23 protein-coding genes and 2 pseudogenes are annotated in these 24,860 nt (G+C 64.3%); 9 read left to right on the top strand and 16 right to left on the bottom strand.

The window, feature by feature from the left end:
- Position 1 precedes the first annotated feature (1 nt).
- Complete coding sequence (gene recJ / locus JQ632_RS16230; RefSeq protein WP_212403581.1) at positions 2-1,843, bottom strand: single-stranded-DNA-specific exonuclease RecJ; 1,842 nt, start codon at positions 1,841-1,843, stop codon at positions 2-4.
- Between the two features lie 282 nt (positions 1,844-2,125).
- Here recJ and JQ632_RS16225 point away from each other — a divergent pair, with 282 nt between their 5' ends.
- The 4 genes from JQ632_RS16225 (at position 2,126) to JQ632_RS16210 (ending at position 5,031) form a co-directional block, all read left to right on the top strand.
- Positions 2,126-3,214: a methyl-accepting chemotaxis protein gene (locus tag JQ632_RS16225; RefSeq protein WP_212403580.1), complete on the top strand. Its 1,089-nt coding sequence runs from the start codon at positions 2,126-2,128 to the stop codon at positions 3,212-3,214.
- A gap of 264 nt (positions 3,215-3,478) precedes the next feature.
- Complete coding sequence (locus tag JQ632_RS16220; RefSeq protein ID WP_212403579.1) at positions 3,479-4,141, top strand: SRPBCC family protein; 663 nt, start codon at positions 3,479-3,481, stop codon at positions 4,139-4,141.
- Positions 4,141-4,503 carry a helix-turn-helix transcriptional regulator gene (locus JQ632_RS16215; RefSeq protein ID WP_212403578.1) on the top strand — a complete coding sequence of 121 codons (363 nt, stop codon included), beginning with the start codon at positions 4,141-4,143 and terminating at the stop codon, positions 4,501-4,503. Before JQ632_RS16220 ends, JQ632_RS16215 begins: the two co-directional genes overlap by 1 nt.
- 288 nt (positions 4,504-4,791) lie before the next feature.
- Positions 4,792-5,031, top strand: a complete 240-nt coding sequence (locus JQ632_RS16210) for a hypothetical protein (protein ID WP_212403577.1) — start codon at positions 4,792-4,794, stop codon at positions 5,029-5,031.
- Between the two features lie 218 nt (positions 5,032-5,249).
- Here the strand turns inward: JQ632_RS16210 and aroQ are convergent, their stop codons facing one another.
- From aroQ to JQ632_RS16165, 12 genes and pseudogenes are all read right to left on the bottom strand, one after another.
- Positions 5,250-5,744 carry a type II 3-dehydroquinate dehydratase gene (gene aroQ / locus JQ632_RS16205; RefSeq protein WP_212403576.1) on the bottom strand — a complete coding sequence of 165 codons (495 nt, stop codon included), beginning with the start codon at positions 5,742-5,744 and terminating at the stop codon, positions 5,250-5,252.
- 204 nt (positions 5,745-5,948) lie between these two features.
- A complete protein-coding gene (locus tag JQ632_RS16200; protein ID WP_212403575.1) occupies positions 5,949-6,392 on the bottom strand; it encodes a cytochrome c in 444 nt (147 codons plus the stop codon).
- Positions 6,393-6,474: 82 nt separating this feature from the next.
- The gene (locus tag JQ632_RS40070; protein ID WP_283817679.1) at positions 6,475-6,606 is read right to left on the bottom strand and encodes a hypothetical protein; all 132 of its coding nucleotides are present in this window, start codon (positions 6,604-6,606) and stop codon (positions 6,475-6,477) included.
- Positions 6,607-6,769: 163 nt separating this feature from the next.
- The gene (locus tag JQ632_RS40450; protein ID WP_409363489.1) at positions 6,770-7,147 is read right to left on the bottom strand and encodes an autotransporter domain-containing protein; all 378 of its coding nucleotides are present in this window, start codon (positions 7,145-7,147) and stop codon (positions 6,770-6,772) included.
- Positions 7,119-10,313, bottom strand: a pseudogene (locus JQ632_RS16195) (autotransporter domain-containing protein); the annotation flags it as partial. The gene JQ632_RS40450 and the pseudogene JQ632_RS16195, both read right to left, overlap by 29 nt.
- Before the next feature lie 530 nt (positions 10,314-10,843).
- Positions 10,844-10,962: pseudogene (locus JQ632_RS39465) on the bottom strand (haloacid dehalogenase type II); the annotation flags it as partial.
- Between the two features lie 89 nt (positions 10,963-11,051).
- On the bottom strand, positions 11,052-12,629 hold the full coding sequence (locus tag JQ632_RS16190; RefSeq protein ID WP_212403573.1) for a winged helix-turn-helix domain-containing protein: 1,578 nt from the start codon (positions 12,627-12,629) through the stop codon (positions 11,052-11,054).
- Between the two features lie 109 nt (positions 12,630-12,738).
- Complete coding sequence (locus tag JQ632_RS16185) at positions 12,739-13,458, bottom strand: haloacid dehalogenase type II (RefSeq protein WP_212403572.1); 720 nt, start codon at positions 13,456-13,458, stop codon at positions 12,739-12,741.
- Between the two features lie 158 nt (positions 13,459-13,616).
- A complete protein-coding gene (gene glpX, locus JQ632_RS16180; protein ID WP_212403571.1) occupies positions 13,617-14,618 on the bottom strand; it encodes a class II fructose-bisphosphatase in 1,002 nt (333 codons plus the stop codon).
- Between the two features lie 122 nt (positions 14,619-14,740).
- Positions 14,741-16,057 (bottom strand): homoserine dehydrogenase, encoded by a 1,317-nt coding sequence (locus JQ632_RS16175; protein ID WP_212403570.1) that lies wholly within the window; start codon positions 16,055-16,057, stop codon positions 14,741-14,743.
- 26 nt (positions 16,058-16,083) lie between these two features.
- Positions 16,084-17,304, bottom strand: coding sequence for an LL-diaminopimelate aminotransferase (locus tag JQ632_RS16170; RefSeq protein ID WP_212403569.1), 1,221 nt, complete (start codon positions 17,302-17,304; stop codon positions 16,084-16,086).
- 256 nt (positions 17,305-17,560) lie between these two features.
- The gene (locus tag JQ632_RS16165) at positions 17,561-17,854 is read right to left on the bottom strand and encodes a hypothetical protein (RefSeq protein ID WP_312015613.1); all 294 of its coding nucleotides are present in this window, start codon (positions 17,852-17,854) and stop codon (positions 17,561-17,563) included.
- A 244-nt stretch (positions 17,855-18,098) separates the two neighbouring features.
- Between JQ632_RS16165 and JQ632_RS16160 the strand changes: the two genes are divergently transcribed.
- The 3 genes from JQ632_RS16160 (at position 18,099) to JQ632_RS16150 (ending at position 20,794) form a co-directional block, all read left to right on the top strand.
- Complete coding sequence (locus JQ632_RS16160; RefSeq protein ID WP_212403568.1) at positions 18,099-19,904, top strand: alpha/beta hydrolase; 1,806 nt, start codon at positions 18,099-18,101, stop codon at positions 19,902-19,904.
- Positions 19,905-19,968: 64 nt separating this feature from the next.
- Positions 19,969-20,367, top strand: a complete 399-nt coding sequence (locus tag JQ632_RS16155; RefSeq protein ID WP_212403567.1) for an MAPEG family protein — start codon at positions 19,969-19,971, stop codon at positions 20,365-20,367.
- A 109-nt stretch (positions 20,368-20,476) separates the two neighbouring features.
- On the top strand, positions 20,477-20,794 hold the full coding sequence (locus JQ632_RS16150; RefSeq protein ID WP_212403566.1) for a hypothetical protein: 318 nt from the start codon (positions 20,477-20,479) through the stop codon (positions 20,792-20,794).
- A 132-nt stretch (positions 20,795-20,926) separates the two neighbouring features.
- Here the strand turns inward: JQ632_RS16150 and argC are convergent, their stop codons facing one another.
- On the bottom strand, positions 20,927-21,907 hold the full coding sequence (argC, locus tag JQ632_RS16145; RefSeq protein WP_212403565.1) for an N-acetyl-gamma-glutamyl-phosphate reductase: 981 nt from the start codon (positions 21,905-21,907) through the stop codon (positions 20,927-20,929).
- Positions 21,904-22,572 (bottom strand): FMN-binding negative transcriptional regulator, encoded by a 669-nt coding sequence (locus JQ632_RS16140; protein WP_212403564.1) that lies wholly within the window; start codon positions 22,570-22,572, stop codon positions 21,904-21,906. The genes argC and JQ632_RS16140 overlap by 4 nt, the downstream gene beginning before the upstream one ends.
- 158 nt (positions 22,573-22,730) lie before the next feature.
- Here JQ632_RS16140 and JQ632_RS16135 point away from each other — a divergent pair, with 158 nt between their 5' ends.
- Positions 22,731-22,889 carry a hypothetical protein gene (locus JQ632_RS16135; RefSeq protein ID WP_212403563.1) on the top strand — a complete coding sequence of 53 codons (159 nt, stop codon included), beginning with the start codon at positions 22,731-22,733 and terminating at the stop codon, positions 22,887-22,889.
- Between the two features lie 96 nt (positions 22,890-22,985).
- Entirely contained in the window at positions 22,986-23,981 is a 996-nt protein-coding gene (locus JQ632_RS16130) for an MBL fold metallo-hydrolase (protein ID WP_212403562.1), read from the top strand.
- A gap of 180 nt (positions 23,982-24,161) precedes the next feature.
- Here the strand turns inward: JQ632_RS16130 and JQ632_RS16125 are convergent, their stop codons facing one another.
- On the bottom strand, positions 24,162-24,692 hold the full coding sequence (locus tag JQ632_RS16125; RefSeq protein ID WP_212403561.1) for a DedA family protein: 531 nt from the start codon (positions 24,690-24,692) through the stop codon (positions 24,162-24,164).
- Positions 24,693-24,860: the final 168 nt, after the last annotated feature.

The following is a 24,860-nucleotide window of genomic DNA, read 5'->3' as shown; positions in this document are numbered from 1 at the left end:
TCTATCTGATGACCGATGGGCCCTGATCCGGCAAGGCGACATCGATGACGCGCAATTGCACGCGCTCGGCGCCCTGGAAACGGTCGAGCGACAGGGAGCCAGCCACATGCAGGGCCTGGCCGCGATTGGCGACCAGGGCGTTGCCGAGTTTCTGACCGATCGAACGGAATGCAATGCCGTTGACGATGGCACCGTCGCCGGACTTGAAGCGCAGGCGCAGATGCGCTTGCCCGACCTCGTCGGCATAGACGAGCTGGTGCGACGGCAGCGCCAGCACCGGCTCGGGATTGCCGCTGCCGAAGGGACCAGCGCGGTTGAGCGTGGTCGCAAGCTCCGGCGTCACCGCGCGCGCGGCGACCGCGCCGTCGATGAAGAGCTCGTTGACGTGGCGCGCTTCGCTGACGTCACGGGCGAGCGCGTTTTCCAGATAGGCACGGAATTCGGCGAGCTTTTCCTTCCGCAGAGTGACTCCCGCCGCCATCGCGTGACCGCCGCCTTTAAGCAAAATTCCGTCGGCAACCGCCTGTCGGACCGCCTTGCCGAGATCGACGCCGGCAATCGAACGCCCGGAGCCGGTGCCGATGCCGCCGGGCTCCAGCGCAATGGCAAAGGCCGGCCGCGAAAACTTCTCCTTCAGCCGCGAGGCGACGAGCCCAACCACGCCGGGATGCCAGCCTTCGGAGGCCGTGACGATGACACCGAGCTTGTCCTCGAGCCCGATCGACGCCAGTGCTTCGGCTTCGGCCTGGGCTTCGGCGGCCTGTTCGATGACGCGGCGCTCGCTGTTGAGGCGGTCGAGCTCAGCGGCGATGCGCGCGGCCTCGACGGGATCGCCTTCGAGCAGCAGCCGGACGCCGAGATCGGCACGGCCGATGCGGCCGCCCGCGTTGATCCGCGGCCCCAGCATGAAACCGAGATGCCAGGCTTCCGGCGGGCCGTTGAGCCGCGCCGCATCCATCAGCGCGGTGTGACCGACATGATCGCGCCGCCGCATGGCGATAAGCCCTTTTGCGACGAAGGCGCGGTTGAGCCCGATCAGCGGCGCGACGTCGGCAACCGTGCCGAGGGCTACGTGATGCAGCATGCCCAGCAGATCGGGCTCGGGCATCTCGCGGCTCCAGAAGCCGCGCTGGCGCAGCTCGCGGTTCACGGCAACCAGCGTCACCAGCACGAGCCCGACGGCGGCGAGATGGCCCAGGCCGGAGATGTCATCGAGCCGGTTCGGGTTGACGAGCGCATCGACCTCGGGAAGCTCCGTGCCGGCTTGATGATGGTCGATCACGACGATGGACAGGCCGAGCCGTCGCGCCTCGGCAAGCGGCTCGATGCTGGTGGTGCCGCAATCGACGGTGACGAGCAACGTCGCGCCCTTCCCGGCCAGCGCACGCACGGCTTCGGTGTTGGGGCCGTAGCCCTCGAAAATCCGGTCGGGGATGTGGATCAAGGGATCGAGCCCGCAATGACGCAGGTGCCAGGCGAGCAGCGCGGCCGAGGTGGCGCCGTCGACGTCATAGTCGCCAAAGATCGCGACCTTCTCGCCGCGTATCGCCGCATCCGCGATCCGCGTCGCGGCCGCCTCCATCTGCGTCACCGTAAAGGGGTCCGGCAGCAATTTCCGGATGGTCGGATCGAGAAAATCCTCGACCGCGTCGATCTCGACGCCGCGGCCGGCCAGCACCCGCGCGAGCAGCTCCGGCAATTGATGGCGCTGCACGATGGCGAGAGCCTTGGCGGCTCCCCGCGCGTCCAGTCGGTCGCGCCAGAGCTTTCCCGTCAGGGACTGCGCAACGCCGAGAAACGCCGGGGGCGCTTCGACGGGCAAGGCTATGGCGGGCGGGGTCATGTTCGATTCGCTGGGCTTAACTCGGCTCGCGCCCAACATCGGCGGCGCGCGGTCGCTACGCACGGGATTCGGCGGGAATGCTGCGCTGTTTGCAATGTCCGCGCCGAACAAAACGGTGGATTGCCGATTTCCTGTGCGCGCTGACTACCATTTGAGCAGACCGCAAGACAGCAAATTAAGCGGGCGTTAGGTGGAATCCCCGAAAAAGAATCGTATTCGATCTGCAATTTTTGGTTCCGCGTCATTTGCAGATCAGACCTCATTGCAAGGGAAGCCCCTCGAATGTCTGCTGCGCTGGGTCTGAAGGCCAGGCCGATTGCGAACGGAACCACCAATCCCGAGGCCGAAGACGATTCCGATATTTCCGCGCTGATCAACCGGTTGACCGCCGAGGTCAACCAGATCGCGGTCGACAAGACCAAGTCGATCCAGCAGATCACCAACCAGATGAAGATGCTGGCGCTGAACGCGCTGATCGAGAGCTCGCGCGCCGGCGCGCAAGGCGCGGGCTTCGCTGTCGTGGCGCAGGAGGTGCGCGGCGTCGGCCAGCAGGTCGAGACCATCGCGCGCGAACTCGAGACCCAATTGACCAAGCGGACCGGCGAGCTCGTCTCCTCGATCGAGCGCATGAGCCAGCGCTCGCGCGGCGAGCGTATGGTCGACATGTCGCTCAACGCCATCGAGCTGATCGACCGCAACCTCTATGAGCGCACCTGCGACGTGCGCTGGTGGGCGACGGATTCGGCCGTTGTCGATTGCGCGGCGTCCCCGAGCGCGGGCGCCGTGACGCACGCCTCCGAGCGGCTCGCCGTCATCCTCGGCGCCTACACGGTCTATCTCGATCTCTGGCTCTGCGACCTCGATGGCAATGTGATCGCCAATGGCCGCGCCGACCGGTTTCGCGTGGTCGGCCAGAACGTCGCCAACACAGAGTGGTTTCGCGAGGCGAAGACACTGCGCTCCGGAGACGACTATGTCGCCGGCGACGTCGAAAGCCAGCCGCTGCTGGGCAATGCGCAGGTCGCGACCTATTGCGCCAGCGTGCGCGCCGGCGGCCAGGCCCATGGCGCCCCGATTGGCGTGCTTGCGATCCACTTCGACTGGGAGCCGCAGGCCCGCGCCATCGTCCAGGGCGTCCGTGTCGGCGACAGCGACAAGGCGCGCGTGCTGCTGGTCGACTCGCATTTCCGTGTCATTGCCGCCTCCGACGGCCAGGGCATCCTCAGCGAGCGCCTGACGCTGGCGGCGAACGGCCAGCGCTCCGGCTTCTACCACGACCGCACCGGCGCCCTCGTCGCCTTCCACGCCACGCCCGGCTACGAGACCTATCGGGGCCTCGGCTGGTACGGCGTGATCATCTGCGGGGCCTAGAGCAGGGCCGGTTCGGCCTGCCGTACCAAAACATCGAAAACAACCCCATGCACAGTAGCCGGGGGCTATCGACCAGACCTTTCCGAATTTCGGAAAAACAGTTGCAGTCGGGCAAATCGGGGGTAATAGTCGATCATCGCGAGATTTGCGAACGCGTGCCGTTGCCCTGCCACGACACGCTGCCCCGCGACCCTCTTTATCAAAGCATTGACTTATATAAGCACAAACTTATATTCATCCCAGCGATCCACTGGGAGGATGCAAATGGAATTCGACGTCGCAAAAGTCCTCGGTCTGGTCACGCGCTCGGTCACAAGCTGCGAAAAAGACGGCAAGCCCGCGAGCACGGTTACGCTGAGCCGGCTCTACGATACCGATATCGACGATCTGTGGGACGCATTGACGAACGCCGAGCGCATTCCCCGCTGGTTTCTCCCCGTCGAGGGCGAACTGAGGCTTGGCGGCAAGTACCAGATTAGGGGTAATGCAGGCGGAACGATCACGGCCTGCACGCCGCCGAACCATTTTGCGGCGACCTGGGAATTCGGCGGGGCGGTTAGCTGGATCGACGTCAGATTGGTTGCCGTGGGTGCGGAAGCTAGATTGACCCTGGAGCACACAGCGGTCGTCGAGGACCATTGGAAGCAATTCGGCCCTGGTGCCGTCGGCATTGGGTGGGACCTTGCGCTCGCCGGGCTCCAGCAGCATCTGGTGTCCGGAACTCCGGTCGATCAGGCAGCGGCCATGGCCTGGATGGGCTCGTCGAACGGCAAGGAGTTCATGGGTGAAAGCGGCGAGCGCTGGCGTGCTGCGCATGTGGCGAGCGGGGAAGACCCAACCTCGGCCAGGCAACGCTCGGACCGCACGATCGCATTCTTCCGCGGCGAACCACCGCCAGACGTAGCGCATCCAGGCACGGGGAGCTGATGCATATTTTCGACGTTCTTGCCGATCCGGTACGCCGACGGATTCTCGAATTACTCGGTCAAGGCGAGATTGCCTCCGGGGATGTCGTCAAGGCGATCGACGCCGAGTTTGGCATTACGCAGGCCGCGGTATCGCAGCATCTGAAAGTCCTGAGGGATGCCGGATTTGCAAGAGTTCGGCCGGAGGCGCAGCGGCGGCTTTACTCGATTGATCCCGCGGGATTCCAGGCCGTCAACGAATGGGTCGCCCAGTTCAGGGGTTTTTGGGAACCGAAGCTGGACGCGCTGGCCACGGAAATCGCCCGAGGAAAGCGAGAGCGGCGAAAGGCGCCCGTGGCGCAGCGCGAGGGAAAGCGGGCCTAAAGCGCGATGGCTCTAGGTTGACTGTCCATCGCGCCTTAGCACTTTGTTTGAGCATAATCTTTTCGGAAAACCGCTACGCACTTTTCCGGATCATGCTCTAGCACCGGCTCGAAGAGCGTTTGAACGACGCGAACGCCGAAGCTGCAAATCGGCACCATCAATCAGTTTGTGACCTCGCGGCACACGGTGAAACCTGAACTCTTATTCAGCAAAGTTTCGTCGGGGTTCCTGCAACACCCGATAGCCGCAGCCGTTAGCCCCTGCGCAGACGATGCACAGGAGGAACAGATGAAGAAGCTCACTTACGCTCTTGCAGCGGCAGCGACGCTTGCAATCGGTGCCCCGACCATCGCGAATGCAGGCGGTTTCGGCGTCTATGTCGGCGGCGACCCCGGCTATTACGGGCACCGCTACTACGATGGTCCGCGCGTGCGGTTCTACGATCATGACCGCGGCTGGCACCGTGGCTGGTACCACCATGGCTACGACCGCGGCGTCGTGATCCGCCGCCATCACTGGGATGACTAATGCAACCCGGTAAAGTCGGCGTGGAAAGGCCTCGCTTCGGCGAGGCCTTTTTGTGACGCTCTCCGGTCAGATCGTGCGCCTCGACGTCACTCCAGATAGCGAGAAGATCCAGCTCCGTGCATCCCGCCCCCCGTTCTTTGTCAGAGCATGATCTCCGCGCAAACGCGTTCCGCGTTTGTCGCGAGGGAAAACCGCCGCGCACTTTTCCGGATCATGCTCTACGCCTTGCCGCCAGTCGCAAGCCCGTGCAGCGCCGGCGCAATCGTTGCAGGCAATTGTCCGAGCCGTTGTACGGCCGCCAGGATCGCGGCGAGATAGCCGTAGGGACCCAGGCCGCAAATGACCGCCGTGCAGGCACTCGACGTGATCGAGTGGCGATGCAGCTCGTCCCGCGCATGGATGTTCGAGATATGCACCTCGATCTTCACGCCCTCAAAGATCTTCAGCGCATCGATCAGCGCGACCGAGGTGAAGGAATAGGCCGCGGGGTTCATGATGATCGCATCCGCCGTGCCGTGCGCGGACTGGATCAGGTTGACGAGCTCGCCCTCCATGTTCGACTGATGGAACGAGATCGAGACCCCCAGTTGATCGGCGAGCGCCTGGCAGCTCGCCTCGATCTCGTTCAGCGTCGTCGAGCCGTAGATGTGCGGCTCCCTGATGCCGAGAAAATTGAGATTGGGTCCGTTGAGGATCATGATCCGTGCGGCCATTTGCGTTCTTCCTTGCCTTGTTCTGGACGCGTGACTAGCCGCCAAACCATTTGATCGGGATCGTCACGAGTCCCGAGAACAATACCATTGCGAACAGGGCAACCAACTGCGCGATCTTGAAGGGCCAGCCCCCCGAAAGATCTCCTTCACGCTGATCCTGGAGACGCCGCACACGACGTTCCACACGACCCCGAGATTTCGGTATCACAGATCCTGATGGCTGATGGCCCAAACGTAGGCCGCGACGGCATCGACATCCTCCGGCTTCAGGTCGCCATCCATTCCGGGGGCCACGGCCATGTTGTGCAGGATCGTGCGCTTCAGCTCATTGACGCTGCCGTCGCTCCAGACGAACATGCCGGCAGTCAGGTCGTTGCCGTTCGGCGTTCCCTTTCCATCGATGCCGTGACACACACTGCACTGCCCGTTGGCGGCCTCGCCGTGAAACACGCGATCGCCATGCACGACGTGCTCCCTGGTGTACCCCGACGGGACCGGAAGTGTGGTCGCTGGAGGTCGTATCTGCTCTCTGTGGATGCTGAGCGGCGGCGTAACGAGCCTCAGCTCTTCCGCCTGCGCCGCTGGTGCGTTGAATACAGCGAGAAACATCGCGCACGCGGCCATAGGCACCGTGGAACGCGTTGCCATGATTGCCTCCCGGTTTTGCTCACGCCCCGCCGCGACGCTCCGACGGCAGCGCACTGGCTGAAGCCGTCCACCCGCCAGGGTGTTACTCCAGAATGATCACGGTCGGCTTGCCGGGCTTGCGACTCGGCAAGCGCGGCTCGGACGAGCTCATGATCAGTTCCAACACACTCAGAAACGCATCGAGGATCAGTGCAGGCAAATAGAACATGGCCATTTTGCACCTCAGACCTTCCATTGTGGCGCCCCCGCCGATCACGCCACGTCTGACAACACGCACGCCGCCTCCGGCATTGCTGCGAACGCGGAGGCGACGTGATCATATTCAGGCCAGGGAGTGCGGCCGGGTAAATGGGACCAAGGTAGGAGGCGCGCCCGCTTCAGAACTTCCAGCTAAAGTCCGCCTTCACGCCATTGTCGTTCGCGCGCTTGGCAAACTGCCCCGTGTAGCTGACGCCGAAGGTGGCGTTGCGGGTCAGGGCAAGGTCGAAGCCGGCTTCGATGGCGGCGGCGTCGCGCGCGATCGGCAGGCCGGCCACGGTGAAGACGTTGCTCCCGGCGAAGCTCATGGCGGTTGCCGGCGTCACGTCGCCATAGGCGTGGCGCCAGCCGAGCATCCCCGTCCAGCGCGCATCCAAGCCGCCGAGCTCGAAGCCGACCGCGCCGCGCAAGCCGAGCGTGGAAAAGCCGACGCCGCTGGTTGCCGCGGCCCCCGTCGCCGCCGGCCTCGGTGAAACCCTTGCTGCGCGTATCGACATAGGCGAGCGCGGCGAACGGCTCCAGCGCCCCTCTCCTCGACAGATCGATCCGGTAGCCGAGTTCGCCGAACGCCTGCGCCGTGGTGGCCCCGTAGCCCGCGGAGAGTTGGTCGGTGAAGCCGGGGATCGCGACCGTCCGGCTGCTGCCGATGTGGTGCCAGCTATAGGCCGCGCCGCTGCGGAAGCCAATCGCTCCCCACTGCGCGCCGGCGAAGCCGCCGAAATGATAGCTTTCGACCGACGCGCGCGATGCGTCGCTCGCGCTGCTCAGGTTCGCATGCGTGTAGCCGCTCAGCACGCCGACGCGCCAATCGTCACCGACGCGGGAATCGATGCCGGAGAAGAAGCCGCCGGTGTTGTGCGACAGCGCCGCCGCATTGCCGTCGCTGCCGGCCCGCCCCCAGGAGCCGATCACGCGGCCCCACACCGCAAACGCAGCATCGGGCTTCACCGTCGCGGGATCGGCCGCATAGGCCATCGCCGACCTGCTGCCAGTGCCGACGGCGCTGAAGGACTCACGCAGCCGGTCGATCGCGGCAGCGCGCACGAAGCGGCTGTCCTCGACGAGAACGCCCAGCGTCGAAGGGTGAATGTCGCCGGAGAGCTGGTCGAAGGCCGAGCGCGCCTGCGCGGCATTGAGCGTAACCACCGCATTCCAGAGCCTGTTGCCGTAGCCGAACGGATCGACCGCTCCGCCGGTCGCAGCCTGGTTAGGCGTCGCACCGACGCTGGCAAAGCTCGCCACATTGCGCGTCATGGTCAGGTAGACGTCGTTGGCGTCATAGCTCAGCGACGGCGTCAGGAACGCCGCATCCGACGTCGCGCCGGCAAAGGTGCCGGTGACACCGCCGGCCGAGGTGAGGATCGTATATTTGGTGCTGGGAGCATAGCTGCCGGCCTGCACCTGGGCTTGCACCGTGCCGCCATTGATCGTGGTCGTGGTGCCGACGACCAGCTTGTCCGAATTGCCCTTGGCATCGAGCTGCACCTGATAGAACGTGCCGTTCGCGAAGTCGGCAAAGTTGGCAACCGTGAGCGTGCCGATGGAGTTGCCGGGGGCGACGATGCCGCCCTTCGTCACGTCGAGCGTGCCGATCGTGCCAGTGCCGCCGAGCGTTCCGCCGTTCTGAACGTGAAAATTGCCGTTCGCCAGCGAACCGTTGATCGAGAGAATGCCACCCGCAACGCCCGCGAAGCCCGTGAAGCCGCTGGAGTCCCCGGTCAGGATGGTGTGACCGGCAAAATTGTCGATGCTGCCGTTGCCAGAGATCGGCACGGCGAACGTATAGGCGGCGCTGGTGTGGTTGAAGATGAGACCGCCGGTGCCGTCGCCAAACTGGATGCCGCTGGCCGTCAACGTACCGGGCGCCGTCGCCGGCGTGCCTCCGGTCAGCGAACCAATGTAGAGGTGGCCGTTCGAACCGGCCTGTTGCGCGATGACGACGTTGCCTGCCGCATTCACAGCACCGCCCTTGTTGAGGGTGAGGACGCTGTCGTTGTTGCTACCGATCACCAGCGAAGTGCCGCCGATGGCCGAAGAGACATTCAACGCCGACCCGGCCCCGCTCACCACCGCTGAGCCCAGCTCCGCATATTGGACGTTGACGGCGCCGCCATTGACGACGTTGAGAACGGCCTTCGCGCCGGCGGGTTTGTTGGAACCGACATAGATGCGATCGGCTTCGACAACCGAGCCGGTGCCGTCGACGGTGAGCGTGGCGGTCCCGGTATTCATACCGACGCCAAGGGTGTGGCCGGCGACAAGCTTGCCGCCGTCGCTGACGTCGACCGTCGCGGCCCCGTTGATGCCGATGTTGAAGTCGACGGAGCTGCCGATGCTCAGGTATTGCGACCCCGCGCCCTTGATCGAGAGGCTGCCGCTGGCGCCCGCCTTGAAGCCGATATTGGTATTGCCTGCCTCGGTCATGACACCACCGTTCGAGACCGTAATGGCGCCGGCTCCAAAGCTGCCGTCATAGAGATTGCCGCTCAGATCAAGGCGCGAGCCGCTTCCATCGACCGTGATCGTGCCGCTGCCCCCGGTGGCGAAGCCGAGGGCGGTGAAGCCACCGGTAACCTTGCCGCCGGCAAGGACGTTCAGGAAACCGGTGCCCGCATCTCCGACCGTAACGGCACCGACCGTTGTGTTCGTGCCTGCCCCGGTGACTGTGAACGTCCCCGAACTGTTGGCCCCGACGCCGAGCGTCACGCGCCCGGTGATGGTTGCTCCTGATTGGACGGTGAGCGTGCCCTGGCTGTTGGCCTGGGAGCCCACGTAGATATTGTCGGCAGTCAGGGACGCAGAATTGCTGAGATTGGCGGTGCCGTTTCCGGCGTAGCCGACATAAAAGCCACCGCCACTGCCGGCGACCGAATTGATCGCAAGCGTTGTGCCGCTGCCCGACAGGTCCAGCGTACCGCTTGTGTTAACGGTGTTGCCCAGTGTCACGTTGCCGCTGACCACGCCGCTCGCGCCGGACTGAAGCTTCAAGGTGCCGGTGCCCCCCTGATCACCAATGAAGACGTTGCCGGTGCCTCCCGAGCCGACCTGGACCTTTGAGCCGGCTCCGGTGATGGTGACAGTGCCGCTTGCGCCGCTCGCGTAACCGAGGCCGAGGTAAAGGCCTGCGCCGAGCGTTCCCCCATTGGTGACCGTGACCGTGCCTGTCCCGGACGAGCCGACGGTGACGGCGTTTGCGGAAAACCACGAGTTGGCGCCATCGACCGTGACGAAGCCGGTGCCGCCGCTCGCAGCGCCGACCACGGCGGCATTACCGCCGAGCGCCTTTCCGCCGTTGGTGATGTTGATCGTGCCCTTGCCGCTATTGCCGACGGTCAGGGTGCCGTTGACCTGGAGCTTGGAATTCGTCCCGTCGATGGTCACAAGACCGGTGGATCCACCCTGGGTGCCGATGACAGCGTTCGTGCCGGTCACCCAGGAGCCGTGAGCGAGATCGAGCGTACCGTTGCCGGCCTTGCCGACCTCCAGCAGGGAAACGCCCTGCAACACCCAACTGGAGGTGTTTCGTATCGTGACCACGCCGGTGCTGCCCGCCGTGTCGCCGACGCTGCTGCTGGCCCAGCTCGTCAACTGCAGGCCGTTGTCAATCCAAAGCGAGCCGCTGCCGGCGGTGCCGACGAGCAGGGATCCAGTGGTCCCCGCCATGCCGTTCACAAGCATGGCGGGGGCGTTCGTCGTGTTGATGGTCACCGTGTCGGTCATGCCCGGCACTGTGATGCCGGTCCAGTTGACGGGTGACTGCCAATCCGTCGTGCTACCGATCCAGCTCACATTGCCGGCAAACGAAGATGAAGCGCTCGCAACTGCAACCAGCGCGGTGGAGCCGAGGAGAGCGGCCAGACGACGAGACGAACGGGACTCGAGCATGAAAATTCCTGAGCAAAGGACGGCATTCTCCTCGCGCGACAGTCCGCGCCTCGCGAGCGAGGCGCTGCACCGCGGCTCCTACTGGTGCCGGGTGCTGGTTGTTGCCGAGTTGCGATCAGCTAGCGCGCGGCGGTCCGATCGTCTTGGTCTGGACAGCACTGCTTTTGAATTCTGACGGAATGCCAATAACTTCCGTGTCGACGAGGCTTTGCTGCAACAGCGCGGATGCGCGCGTCGCGGCACCTTCTTGGACAGGGCGCGACCCGATTTGACCTCTACCGCACTCGCCATTCACGTGGTCGCGTTGCGTACTCGGTCGGGCGCGCGACGAAAGCGGTCCTCAGGCCGTTCTTTTGTCGGGCTTGTCGTGCTCGAACAATTCCGGGGACATCACGAGATCCGAGGGCCGGCCCGCAAACTTCGCCATGCCGCATCGGGCATTCACGGCCTCTTTGAGAGAGGCTGGCGCCAACGGGCCGCGCCGAAGGCGCGCACCGACAGGCCCGGTCTCGGACATCATCCCTCCGGCACACCAGCCAGGCGCAAGCCTTCGGCGACGCGCTGTCGCCTGGCGAGGTAGAATGGGTCATCGCTTTGTGGATTGAGACGGTAGCGCCGAACGGTGAAGGTCGGATCGAGCGCAAGTCCGGCCTTGGTGGCGGCCCCCGCCTCGTCCTGCGAACCGAGCAGCGCGAGTGCCGCGCCGAGCGCGAAATGCGCGAGCGGATAGTTCCGGTTGGCCTCGACGCTGCGCCGGAACCAGGCGATGGCTTCAGCATCTGCCATAACCTGTAGTCTTGCGAAGCCAACCATCATGAGCCAATCGAAGGCGAACATATCTCGTGGCGAGAGGCGAAACGCCACATCCATGTGCGCGTCGATCTCGGACCCGCGCCCCATGTAGAACTTGCCCATCCCGATCTGCGCATGCGCTTCGGCCAGATTGCGATCCAGCTCCAGCGCCCTCTCGCACTCGGCAATGCCTTGGGCGCCGCGATTCGAAGCCATCAGCACAGTGCCCATGTAGAGATGGGCCATCGCATGGTTCGGAGCGACAGACAGCACCTTCATCAGCGTCGCCTCGGCAGTCGCAACAAGCGCGGCCTTGTCATCACTCATGTGTGCAACGCCGACCAGCAGATCCACAACGGCGGTCCAGATCATCGCCTCGAGGTTGTCCGGATCGAGGGCAAGCGCCTGCTCGAAAAGCCCGCGAGCCTTTACCGCATGTTCAGGCGTCCAACCCTTGTACAACGTGGTCTTGCCCTGGAAATACAGGTCCATCGAACTGGGGTGCGGAGATCGTTCCGATCGCCTTGCCTCCTGCTCAGTGAGCTCGGCCTGCAAGGCATTGGCGAGCCTCGATACGATCTCGTCCTGCATGTCGAAGAGATCGGCGATCGTCTTGTCGAAACGATCTGCCCACAGGTGCGCGCCGGTTTCCGCATCCACAAGCTGAACGTTCACCCGAAGGCGGTTTCCGCTTCGTTGAACCGATCCTTCGAGCACATATCGCACACCAAGCTCTTGTCCGATCTGCTTGAGCTTCGTCAGCTTTCCCTTGTAGGTGAAGGCGGTGTGCCGGCCGATCACGAACGAGCCCCGAATGCGTGACAGGTCCGTGGTCAGGCTCTCGGTTATGCCGTCGGCGAAGTAGTCCTGCGCGGGATCGCCGCTGAGGTTGGCGAAGGGCAGCACAACGATGGACAGATGCGGCGGTGAAGCCGAGGCGGGCGCGTCGCGGCCAGCCGCGCTCCCGACACCGGCGGGAGCTGCCCGACCCGGCGCTTCCCGCACCGAACCGACGAAGCGAAAACCCTTGCGCGGCAGCGTCTTGATCAGGCGCTGCTCTTCGCCGCAATCGCCAATGACGGTCCGAGCCGCATTCAGGCGGGTCGTCACCGCGGCATCGGACACGATGCGTCCGTTCCAGACCGACTCCACCAGATTGTCCTTGCTGACGACGCGGTCCCGGTTTCGGATCAGATAGTCGAGCAGGTCGAAAACCTGGGGAGCCGTCGGGATCAGTTCGGGCCCGCGCCTCAGCTCGCGCTGATCAGTGTCGAATGAGTAGTCCTCGAAGAAATAGCGCAAGGTCCACTCCTCCGGTTATCTCCCCGACTGTCTCAAGCCTCGACGTTACCGTGAAAAATATGGCGCCGGTTGGAGAAATGTAAGCCGGCTACGTCTCCTGCAGCGCCGCCTAGCACCCCAGCCGGTCGGCAATGCCGCCGAAATCCCTGGCGACGATGTCCCAGCTGCCGGTGGCTTCGAAGTCCACCTTCTGCAGCGGACCGTACTCGGTCGGACGCGCGACGAAGGCGGTCTTGAGACCGTTCTTCTGTGCGGCGGCGAGATCGTTGTTGTGGGCGGCGACCATCATGACCTCCTCGGGCTTCAAGCCCAGGAGGCGCGCGGCGCCGAGATAGGTTTCGGCGTCGGGCTTGTAGTGCTCGAACAATTCCGCGGACATCACGAGGTCCCACGGCAGGCCCGCAAACTTCGCCATGTTGGTGAGGAGTGCGACGTTGCCGTTCGAGAGCGGCGAGATGACGAATTTGGTCTTCAGCCGTGTCAGCCCCGCGACACTGTCCGGCCAGGGATGCAGGCGGTGCCAGCCCTTGGTGAGATAGTCGAGATCGGTATCAGTCAGGCCCTTGATGGCAAATTTCTCGACCAGCTTTTCCAGCGAGCGGCGATGCAGGACGTCGAGCATGACGTAGCCGCGCTCGGGATGCCTGCGTACGTCGTCCATCGAGGCGACGTACATGCCGCGCCAGCCATCAACGAGCGCGGTCCAGTCGGCAGTGATGCCGCGGCCCTTCCCCCACCACATGAAGTCGGTGATCAGGCTGGTGCGCCAGTCCACGACGGTGCCGAACACGTCGAACACCAGCGCCTTCACGGAGGACAGGTCGGACATGTGCGCTTCCCCGTATTTTTATCGCAGTCATTCCGGGGCGATGCGCAGCATCGAACCCGGAATCCATTTCACCTCAGACTCTGCCGCCCGATGGATTCCGGGCTCTCGCTTCGCGAGCCCCCATTGCGCACTTGCGCAATGTGGAATGACGAAGCGTCTTAATCCAGATGGAACTTCGCGAGTTCGCGGTGCTCGGCCTTGATGTAGCGCACGGTGCCGGTGACGGAGCGCATCACCACTGTCTCGGTCTCGATCACGCCGTCCTTGCGGAACTTGACACCGGAGAGCAGCGAGCCCGTGGTGACGCCGGTGGCGGCGAACAGGCAGTCGCCCTTCGCCATGTCCTCGATGCCGTAGATCATCTTGGGATCGTTGACGCCCATCTTGGCGGCGCGCTCGCGCTTCTCGTCGGAATCGAGAATCAGGCGGCACTGCATCTGGCCGCCGATGCAGCGCAGCGCCACAGCAGCCAGCACGCCCTCAGGCGCGCCTCCGGTGCCGAGATACATGTCGACGCCGGTGTTGTCAGGGTCGGCGCAGTGGATGACGCCGGCGACGTCGCCGTCGGTGATGAGGCGCACTGCGGCGCCCGTCGAGCGCACGCTCGTGATGATGTCGGCGTGGCGCGGACGGTCCAGCACCAGCACTGTGATCGCCTCGGGGCCGACGCCCTTGGCCTTCGCCAGACGGCGCACGTTGTCGGCAGGCGTGGCGTCGAGCTCGACCACGCCCTTGGCGTAACCCGGGCCGATCGCGAGCTTCTGCATGTAGACGTCGGGCGCGTGCAGCAGCGTGCCGCCGTCGGCCATCGCCATGGTGGCGATCGCGCCCGGCATGTTCTTGGCGCACAGCGTGGTGCCTTCGAGCGGGTCGACGGCGATATCGACCTGCGGGCCGGCGTTCATGCCGACCTTCTCGCCGATGAAGAGCATCGGCGCCTCGTCGCGCTCGCCCTCGCCGATCACTATGGTGCCCTCGATCGGCAGCTTGTTGAGCTCGCGCCGCATCGCATCGACCGCGGCCTGGTCGGCCGCCTTTTCGTTACCGTGCCCGCGCAGCCGCGCCGACGACACCGCCGCCCGCTCCGTCACGCGCACGATCTCCAGCGTCAGGATGCGCTCGAGCAAGGCATGCGGCGGGACTGAAATATGGGTCGACATTTGGCTCACTCCTTCAAGACAGCTCAGCGCTTTAATTCGCGTCGCGCGCGTTCGTTCGAACCGCGCCTTTGATTGCGCATGATCTTATCGGAAAACCGCTGCACACTTTTCCGGATCATGCGCTAGTTCTTCTCGATTCTGATCACCTGCGGCCGTCCGCTGATGACCTTGTCCTTCTGCACGGCAGCAAGCGCTCGGCGCACGGCATCCTCATGGGTCGCATAGGTAATCAGAATGACGGGCACGGGAGAAGTTTTGCCGTCGGCCGCCGCATTGCCCCCGTTGGGATGGCGTTGCACGATGGACTCGATCGAAATCTTCTGCTCGGCGAGCCGGGTCGCGATCGCAGCCGCGGTGCCAGGGAAATCGCGCGCCAAAAGGCGGATGTAATAGCCGCCCTCGTGCCGCTCCATCGGCGCCTTCTTGGTGTCGCGGAGCTGCGCGACGGGCCGCCCGAACGGCTTTGCGCGGATGCCGCGCGCGACGTCGGCGATGTCGGCCAGCACCGCTGACGCGGTCGCAGCGCCGCCGGCGCCGGGGCCGACCAGCGTGATCGGCGGAATGCCCTCGCCGTCGATCGTGACCGCATTGGTGACGCCCATCACCTGCGCGATCGAGGAGGATTTTGGAACCATGGTCGGATGCACGCGCTGCTCGATGCCCTTGGCGGTGCGGACGGCAACACCGAGCAGCTTGAGGCGGTAGCCGAGATCGTCGGCCGCGCGCAAATCTTCCGGCGCGATGGAGGAGATACCTTCGACATAGACAGCGCTTTGAGCAACTTTCGTGCCGAAGGCGAGGCTCGCCAGGATCGCGAGCTTCTGGGCGGTGTCATGGCCGTCGACGTCAAAGGACGGATTGGCCTCGGCATAGCCGAGCCGCTGCGCGTCCTTCAGACATTCGGCGAACGACAGGCCCTCCTGCTCCATCCGCGTCAGGATGTAATTGCAGGTGCCGTTGAGAATGCCGTAGACGCGGTTGATGCCGGTCGCCGCAAGGCCCTCGCGCAGCGTCTTGATGACCGGGATCGCGGCGCCGACCGCTGCCTCGAAGTTCAGCGCGCCGCCATGGTTTTCGGCAGCTTTGGCGAGCTTCAGCCCGTGCTTGGCGAGCAGCGCCTTGTTGGCTGTTACGACCGACTTGCCCGACTTCAGCGCCGCCTCGACGGCAGACAGCGCGGGATCGCCGGAGCCGCCCATCAGCTCGACGAAGCAGTCGATGCCGTCATGGGTGGCGAGCGCGAGCGGATCCTTGACCCATTCGACGCCGCGCAGATCGACGTTGCGCTTCTTGGCCTTGGAGCGCGCGGTGACGGCGACGACGCGGATGCCGCGGCCGCTGCGGCCCGAGAGCACGCGGGCCTGGGATTCAATGAGACGGACAACTTCGGCGCCCACGGTGCCGAGCCCCGCAATACCCACTTTCAGGGGTGCGACCATAACTAACGAAAACCTGCCGGAAAGAATTAACGCCGATTGGCGAGCGGAACGACGTTGTGCAACGTTTCGATGCCGCTTTCAAGGAAGCGGCGCACGCCGCGCGCGGCCTGCCGGATACGCTGCTCGTTTTCCACCATGGCGATGCGGACATATCCTTCACCATGCTCGCCGAAGCCGACGCCGGGCGATACCACCACGCCTGACTTCTCCACCATCAGGGTCGCGAATTCCATGCTGCCGACGCTGCGGAACGCCTCCGGCAGCGGCGCCCAGGCGAACATCGAGGCAGACGGCGGCGGGATCTCCCAGCCGGCGCGGCCGAACGACTCCACCAGCGCCTCGCGCCGCTTGCGATAGGTGTCGCGCATCTCCTTGATGCAATCGTCCGGTCCGTTCAGCGCCGCTGTTGCCGCGACCTGGATCGGCGTGAACGCACCATAGTCGAGATAGGATTTGACCCGCGCCAGCGCCGCGATGACGCGCTCATTGCCGACCGCAAAGCCCATGCGCCAGCCGGCCATCGAATAGGTCTTCGACATCGAGGTGAACTCGACGGTGACATCCATCGCGCCGGGCACTTGCAGCACCGAGGGCGGCGGGTTGCTCTCGTCGAAATAGACTTCCGCATAAGCGAGATCCGACAGGATCAGGATCTCGTGCTTCTTCGCGAACGCCACGAGGTCCTTGTAGAAATCGAGGCTCGCGACATAGGCGGTCGGGTTCGAGGGATAGCAGACCACCAGCGCCAGCGGTTTTGGGATCGAATGCACGATCGCCCGCTCCACCGCCTCGAAGAATTGCGGCGTCGGTTCCGACGGAACCGAGCGGATCACACCGCCCGCCATCAAAAAGCCGAAGGCGTGAATCGGGTAGCTCGGGTTCGGACAGAGGATCACGTCACCGGGCGCGGTGATCGCCTGCGCCACGTTGGCAAAGCCTTCCTTGGAGCCTAGCGTCGCGACGATCTGGGTGTCCGGATTGAGCTTCACTCCGAAGCGGCGGGCGTAATAGGCGGCCTGGGCCTTGCGCAGGCCGTTGATGCCGCGGGACGCCGAGTAGCGGTCGGTGCGCGGCTTGCCCAGGGTCTCCTTCAACTTCTCCAGCACATGCGGCGGGGCCGGCAGGTCCGGATTGCCCATGCCGAGGTCGATGATATCGGCGCCGGCGTTCCGCGCGGCCGCCTTGGCCCGGTTGACCTGTTCGAAGACGTAAGGCGGCAGACGGCGGATGCGGTAAAATTCTTCCATGGGTCCAGACTTCGGTTCGTGAGCTCCGAACAACCGGCTGGGGCAGAATCGGAGGCCGCGTGACCGGCCTTCCAAGGGGCTGTCGTCACCACCAGAAATCAACTCAAGATCAAATACTTGGAGTTGAATTAGGAGAGACTTGATGAATTCCCCTGCCCTGACTTTCGGCTGAATTGACGTGTTGTAGCACGGACGGGCTGGCACGCCAGCGATTACCTTGGCCAACGCTATTTGGGGGTCGGACATTTAGCGTCGGTTATTTAGCGTCCTTGGCGGCGGTGGCCTGGCGGTCGCGCGCAGCCATCAGCTCGGCCTCGATCTTGGCGCGCTGCTCGGGCGAGATCGCCCCAGCTTCGTCGCGGGCCGGCGGCACGTCATGGACCGGCAGATAGGTGCCGGCCTCCCGCGGGCGCGGCTGGGCATCCGCCGGTGTCAAATCGGCGATCTGGCTGGAACAACCTGCAAGCGCAAACGACGCCGTCAGCAGAGCGCCCAGCGCAAGCCGCCGCCATTGCCGGTTCACCCGCGCCAAAACTTGGAACGCCAACACTCGGAGCGCCAACACTTGGGAAATCCCCTACCCATCCCAGCCCAAGGCGGGCCGAGATTACTCGCAGCGCGGATCATTGTCGCCCCCAATAACCTGCGCTCGATCAACGAAACCTGTCGTTGCGGCTTCAATGTGACAGAACCAAGAAACTTTGTCGCAGTGCAACACATCTTGGAGAGCAATTAACCCGCAACATGCGAGCTTCGCGGTGACGAACCCGGAATGAATCTGTAGTGTTTTCTCCATGAGTACCGTGACGACCGACAAGCCGACCGAGACCAAGTTCGATGCGGAAGCCTTCGCGATGAACGTCGCGAAGGCCATGGAGAACGGGGGCAAGGCGCTCGCCGCCATGCTGCAGCCGCGCGACGGCGCCGCCGTCCAGGATCGGCCGCCGCCCGAACTGACCGAGATGGTCAAGACCTTCACCGCGGTCGCCGAATACTGGCTGTCGGACAATGCGCGCGCCTCCGAGCTCCAGACGAGGCTCGCCAAGGACTATCTCGACCTCTGGGGCACGGCCGCGCGGCGCATGGCCGGCGAGCAGGTCGCGCCCGCGATCGATGCGTCGCCGCGCGACAAGCGCTTCGCGGACCCCGAGTGGAAATCGAACCAGTTCTTCGACTTCATGAAGCAGCTCTATCTGCTCACCACCAAGCGCGCGCATGAGCTGGTGCAGGACGCCGACGGCCTCGATCCGCACACCCGCCGCAAGGCGGAGTTCTACATGCAGCAGGTCACCAACGCGCTGTCGCCGTCGAACTTCGTGCTGACCAATCCGGAGGTGCTGCGCGAGACGGTCGCGTCCAACGGCGACAATCTGGCGCGCGGCTTGAAGATGCTCGCCGAGGACATCGCGGCCGGCAAGGGCACGCTGAAGATCCGCCAGTCCAATCCGGACAATCTCGAGCTCGGCATCAACATGGCGACGACGCCGGGCAAGGTGATCTATCAGAACGAGATGATGCAGCTCATCCAGTATACGCCGACCACGGAGAAGGTGCTGCGCACCCCGCTCCTGATCGTGCCGCCCTGGATCAACAAGTTCTACATTCTCGATCTCAAGCCGGAAAAATCCTACATCAAATGGTGCGTCGACCAGGGTATCACGGTGTTCGTGATCTCCTGGGTCAATCCCGACAAGCAGCTCGGCAGCAAGAGCTGGGAAGACTACATGAAGGAAGGCCCGCTCACGGCGATGGACGTGATCGAGAAGGCCACCGGCGAGTTGAAGGTGCATACCGCGGGCTATTGCGTCGGCGGCACCATGCTCGCGACCACGCTGGCATGGCTCGCCGAGAAGCGCCGCCAGCGCGTGATGTCGGCGACGTTCTTTGCCGCCCAGGTCGACTTCACCCATGCCGGCGACCTGCTGGTGTTCGTCGACGAGAACCAGATCTCCGCGCTCGAGCGCGACATGAAGGCCGCAGGCGTCCTCGAAGGCTCCAAGATGGCGATGGCCTTCAACATGCTGCGCTCCAACGATCTGATCTGGTCCTACGTCGTCAGCAACTATCTCAAGGGCCAGCAGCCCAGCGCATTCGACCTCCTGCACTGGAATTCGGACGCCACCCGCATGAGCGCGTCGAACCATTCCTACTATTTGCGCAACTGTTATCTGGAGAACCGCCTCTCCACCGGCACGATGGTGCTGGACAACACCCTGCTCGACCTCTCCAAGGTCAAGGTGCCCGTCTACAACCTTGCGACCCGCGAGGACCACATCGCGCCGGCGGAGTCGGTGCTGTACGGCTCGCAGTTCTTCGGCGGGCCCGTGAAATATGTGCTGTCCGGCTCGGGCCACATCGCCGGCGTCGTCAACCCGCCGGCCTCGAACAAGTACCAGTACTGGACCAATGACAACATCAAGGACGTGACGGTGGCCCAGTGGATGAAGGGCGCGCAGGAGCACAAGGGCTCGTGGTGGCCGGACTGGCGCGAATGGCTGAGCAGCATCGACGCGGAAGAAGTGCCGGCGCGCACCGTCGGCAGCGAGGCCCTGCCCCCGATCGAGGACGCGCCCGGCAGCTATGTCCGCGTTCGCGCATAGCGCAATCGCGGGCACTTTCGTATAAGCTCAACCCACCAAGATGGATGAATGAGGGGACCGGGTCATGACGCGCGAATTGTTCTGGCTGACGCTGACGGTGATTTTGACCGGTGTCCTCTGGGTCCCCTACATCATCAACCGCGCCCAGGTCCGCGGCCTCTCCGGCGCCATGGCGAACCCCTCCCGCAACGACAAGCCGCACGCTGAATGGGCGAACCGGCTGATGTTCGCGCATGACAATGCGGTCGAGAACCTCGTGATCTTCGCGCCGCTGGTGCTGATCCTCAATTCGATCGACTATTCGACCAAATGGACCGTGCTCGCCTGCGCCGTGTATTTCTGGTCGCGCGTCGCGCACCTGATCGTCTACGCGATCGGGATCCCGGTGTTCCGCACGCTGGCCTTCACTGTCGGCTTCCTGGCCCAGGCCGTGCTCGCGCTGGCGATCTTCAAGGTGGTTTGAGACCTCCGAAAAGGAGCTGCACGCCACTGCAATCCGGGATACCTTCGCGCAAGTTGAGACAATCGACGCGAAGGATTTCCCGATGCGGACCCTTTTGCCAGCCGTCACAATGATCGCGCTCGCCGGATTTGGCGGCGCCGCGCACGCGGAATGCCTCGAACTGACCCGCCTGCGCAGCGAGGCCGTCGAGGTCTCCAAGCCGATGAACGGTGGGTTTGTCCCGGGCCGTTGCGACGCCTATATTCGCGCCTCGCTCGCCTGGAGCGCCGTGCGCGCTTATGCATACGACCATCAGGAGACGTGCGAGATCTCCAGCCGCTCGCTCGGCGAGATTGAGAAATTGCACCGCGACTCGGTGGCGGCGCGCAACAACGTCTGCGCCGGGCGGCCTGTTCGGGCGTTTCCGGCAGACATCATTTTGCGTTGAGGAGTGGTACGTCGCGGAAGCGTCGCGACCGTCATGCCCGGGCTTGTCCCGGGCATCCACGTTCTTCCACACTTGCGGTTACGCGTGGATGGCCGGGACAAGCCCGGCCATGACGAGTGGAGAGAGCTTCGCCTACTTCTCCGGCAGCCCCAGCATCAAATGCATGTTCTGCACGGCGGCACCCGAGGCACCCTTGCCGAGATTGTCCAGCCGCGCGACCAGCACCGCCTGGTGGTACTTGTCGCTTGCGAAGACGTAGAGCTCGAGCTGGTTGGTCTCGTTGAGCGCCTCGGGCTCGAGCCGGCCGGTCTTGGTCGCCTCGTTCTGGAGCGGCATCACCGAAACGAATTTTGAGCCGGTGTAGCGCGTTGCGAGCGCTGCGTGGAGATCGGCTCCGCTGGGTTTGCCCGGCAGCGTATCGAGCTGCAACGGCACCGAGACCAGCATGCCCTGCCGGTAGTTGCCCACGGAGGGAATGAAGATCGGCCGCCGCGTCAGCTTCGAGTAGAGCTGCATCTCCGGCAGGTGCTTGTGCTCGAAGCCGAGGCCGTAGAGCTCGAACGCCGGCGCGCTGCCGTCCTCAAAGCTCGCGATCATCGACTTGCCGCCGCCCGAATAGCCGCTCACCGCGTTGACGGTGACGGGATAGTCCGGCGGCAGCAGGCCGGCGTCGACGATCGGCCGCAGTAGCGCGATCGCGCCGGTTGGATAACAGCCGGGATTGGAGACCTTCTTGGCGGCCCTGATCTTGTCGGCCTGGTCGGGCGCGAGCTCGGCAAAACCATAGGCCCAGTCGGGCGCGACCCGATACGCGGTCGAGGCGTCCAGCACTTTTGGCCCCGCGGCGCCCATGCTGTCGATCAGCGCGACCGTTTCCTTGGCGGCATCGTCAGGCAGGCACAGGATCACAAGATCGACCTCCGCCATCAGCGCCTTCTTGGCGACGGGGTCCTTGCGCTTGTCGTCAGGGATCGTCTTGACGACGACGTCGTTCGACAGCTTGAGCCGCTCGTTGATGCCGAGCCCGGTGGTGCCGGAGCCGCCATCGACGAACACGGCGGGTTTGGTAGCAGCGCCGCTGGTCGGGGCTTGCTTTGTATCAGCGAGGCTCATGGCACGCTCCTTTCGAGCTTGTTGGTTTCATCTGCAAACGCGTCCGGCCGCGTCTGCCGCATCAGGCCGGCAATCGCTTGCGAGCCGGGATCGGTCTGCGAGCCGAGCGCAACGGCCACGGCCGCATAGTCGGCTTCGGATTTGTGCTGGTTGAGCTTGAAGCTGCCTTCGACCTCTTCCACCGTCATGACCAGGCCCACGATCGCGTTCTTCAACGTCTCCCGCCGACCGGCCGTCATCTTCGCCGACGTCCAGGGCGTCTTCGGGAGCAGCCAGTCCTCGAACTTGGCGCTGAGCGTGTCCACCTGCACCGCAAGCTCGCTGTCCGACAGAGCGCGCACCGGTCCGGTCAGGTGCACTGACTGGTAGAGCCAGGTCGGCACCTGGTCCGGCGAGACGTACCAGTCCGGCGATATATAGGCGTCCGGACCGTTGATCGCGAGCAGCCAGGACGCCTGGCCGTCCGCGAGCTTTACCAGCGGATTGTGACGGGCGACATGAAAGGCGGCCTGCGGCGTGCCGTCGGCGGCATAGGTCAGATAGAACGGCAACGCGGATGCGACCGGTTTCTCGCCGTCAAAGGCGCAGACGGTGCCAAAACCGCGCGCGTCCGCAAATCCGAGGCTTGCGGCGCGGTCCTGCTTGAAAAAGGGCGGAATGTACATCTCGAACTCCTGCTTGGCCTCCTGGTGGGGCCGCCGGATCAGATCGCGCTGACAGGAGAGAGGATGCCGCGGATCGGGTCCAGCGGCAAAGACGATGATCTCAAACGCGATCGACCGCCCAAACCGCAAGAGTGCGGCGGCGGCGACGGGCGAACAAAATGGTCGCGGCGTTGATCATGGCGCGCGGCTATAAGGCCGGCGGGTTCCCCGGTCAAGCCCAAATTGCTGCGACACAACAGCAGCATGCTGCCCGCAAGATGCGCACCAAATCGGAGGTTGCAGCGGAATTTCCTTTCGCGAAAGGGGTTCCGGAGTAGGACTGGCGCCGCAAGCCTCCGCCAGTCCGTGCTATCAGCGCAACAAGGCCAAAGAGACCAGAACGTCAGACCAGGACAACAGATCAGGACATCGCCATGACCGAGATCACCCGTCGTGCCACGCTAGCCGGCGCCGCCGCCTCGGCGCTCCTGCCCTTCGCAAAAGCGCCGCCCGCATACGCTGCTGCTCCCCTGGCCGAGAAGCAGAACGCGAGCTTCTATCGCTACAATGTCGGCACCCACCAGGTCACTGTGGTCTGCGACGGCGTGTCCACCGTCAACCTGGCCGACAATTACGCGGCCGGCGCCACCAAGGACGAGATCAACAAGGTTTTTGCCGAGAACCATCTGCCGATCGACAAGGTGACCCACACCTTCAACCCTGTCGTGGTCAACACCGGGCCAAAACTCGTCGTGATCGACACCGGCCTTGGGCCGGACCAGTTCGCGCAGACCAAGGGCAAGGTCGGGCAGTTCCACAACAACCTTGCGGCGGCCAGCATCGACCGCGCGGCGGTTGATACCGTCATCATCTCGCACTTCCACGGCGACCACATCAACGGCCTGCTCGCGGCCGAGAACAAGCCGGCCTTCCCCAATGCCGAGATCCTGGTGCCGGCGGTGGAGTGGAAGTTCTGGATGGATGACGGCGAGATGAGCAAGGGAATGGGCAACCCCATCCTCGAAAACAACTTCAAGAACATCCGTCGCGTGTTCGACGCGCTCGGCCGCAAGGTCACGCAATATGAGTCCGGCAAGGAGGTCGCGTCCGGCATCACGGCAGTCGCGAGCCCCGGGCATACGCCCGGCCACACCTCCTTCGTCGTCGCATCAGGATCGGAGAAGGTACTGGTGCAGGTCGACATCACGGCCGGTGCGGCGTTCCTGTTCGTCAAGCACCCCGAATGGAACATCGCCTCCGACGTCGACAAGCCGCTGGCGCAGGCGACGCGGCGCAAGCTCTACGACATGGCGATCGCCGAGAAGATGCCGATCCAGGCCTTCCACGCCGCCTTCCCCGGCCTCGTCCGAGTCGAGAAGGATGGCGCAGGCTATCGCTGGATCCCGTCAATCTGGAACGCCTCGCTCTGAGGTTCGATGGCCTTCGCCGCAGGCTCGGTCAACCTCTCCCGCTTGCGGGGGAGGTCGGCGCGAAGCGCCGGTTGGGGGCTCGCTCCACAGAGGGTTCTCGATTGCGGCGACACCCCCTCCCCAGCCCTCCCCCGCAAGCGGGAGAGGGAGCGCACCGACCGAGCTGAAGCAGCGGCCCGGTCAGACCACGCGCGAGATCCACTCCATGATCTTGCCGATGACGTCGCCGAACATCAGCAGCACCGCCGACCATACCAGCGCCGAGATGAAATTGGCGATCTGAAAGCTCCAATACGGCATCTCGAAAATACCCGCGGCGAGCGGCACCGAGGCACGCAGCGGTCCGAAGAAGCGGCCGATGAAAATGCTCGGCACGCCCCAGTCCCTCACGAAGGCTTCGCCCCGCGGCAGCAGGTCCGGATAGCTCGACAACGGCCACATCTGCGCGACCTGCTCCTTGTAGCGGAAGCCGAACCAGTAGGAGACCCAGTCGCCGAGTGCTGCACCAAGGCCGCCGGCGATCCATACCGGATAGAAGCTGATGCCGCTGACGCCGATCAGGGCTCCGATTGCGACCAGCGCGCCCCAGGCGGGGACGAGGAGCGAGATGAAGGCGAGCGATTCACCGAATGCCAGCAGGAACACGATCGGTGCGGCCCAGGCCTGATGCTCGCGCACGAATTCAGCCACTGCGTGCGCATACTGCTCCATCTCTAAAAATGCCTTCCCGCCCGCCGCGTATGCTGACCGCGGCCCCAGCCGCGCGTGTCGACCGACTGTCTTGGTCAATCGAACAAAACTGGTAAGCCACCGCCTTGCGTGACTTCAAGTCACAAAGGGCGGTCAAGGGCGGCTTCGGCCCGGCAAAGGCGTCACATT

The sequence above is a fragment of the Bradyrhizobium liaoningense genome (genome assembly GCF_018130955.1).
Classification (GTDB): domain Bacteria; phylum Pseudomonadota; class Alphaproteobacteria; order Rhizobiales; family Xanthobacteraceae; genus Bradyrhizobium; species Bradyrhizobium liaoningense_C.
The sequence above is the reverse complement of the archived record's forward strand: the minus strand, read 5'-3'. Positions and strand labels throughout refer to the sequence as shown.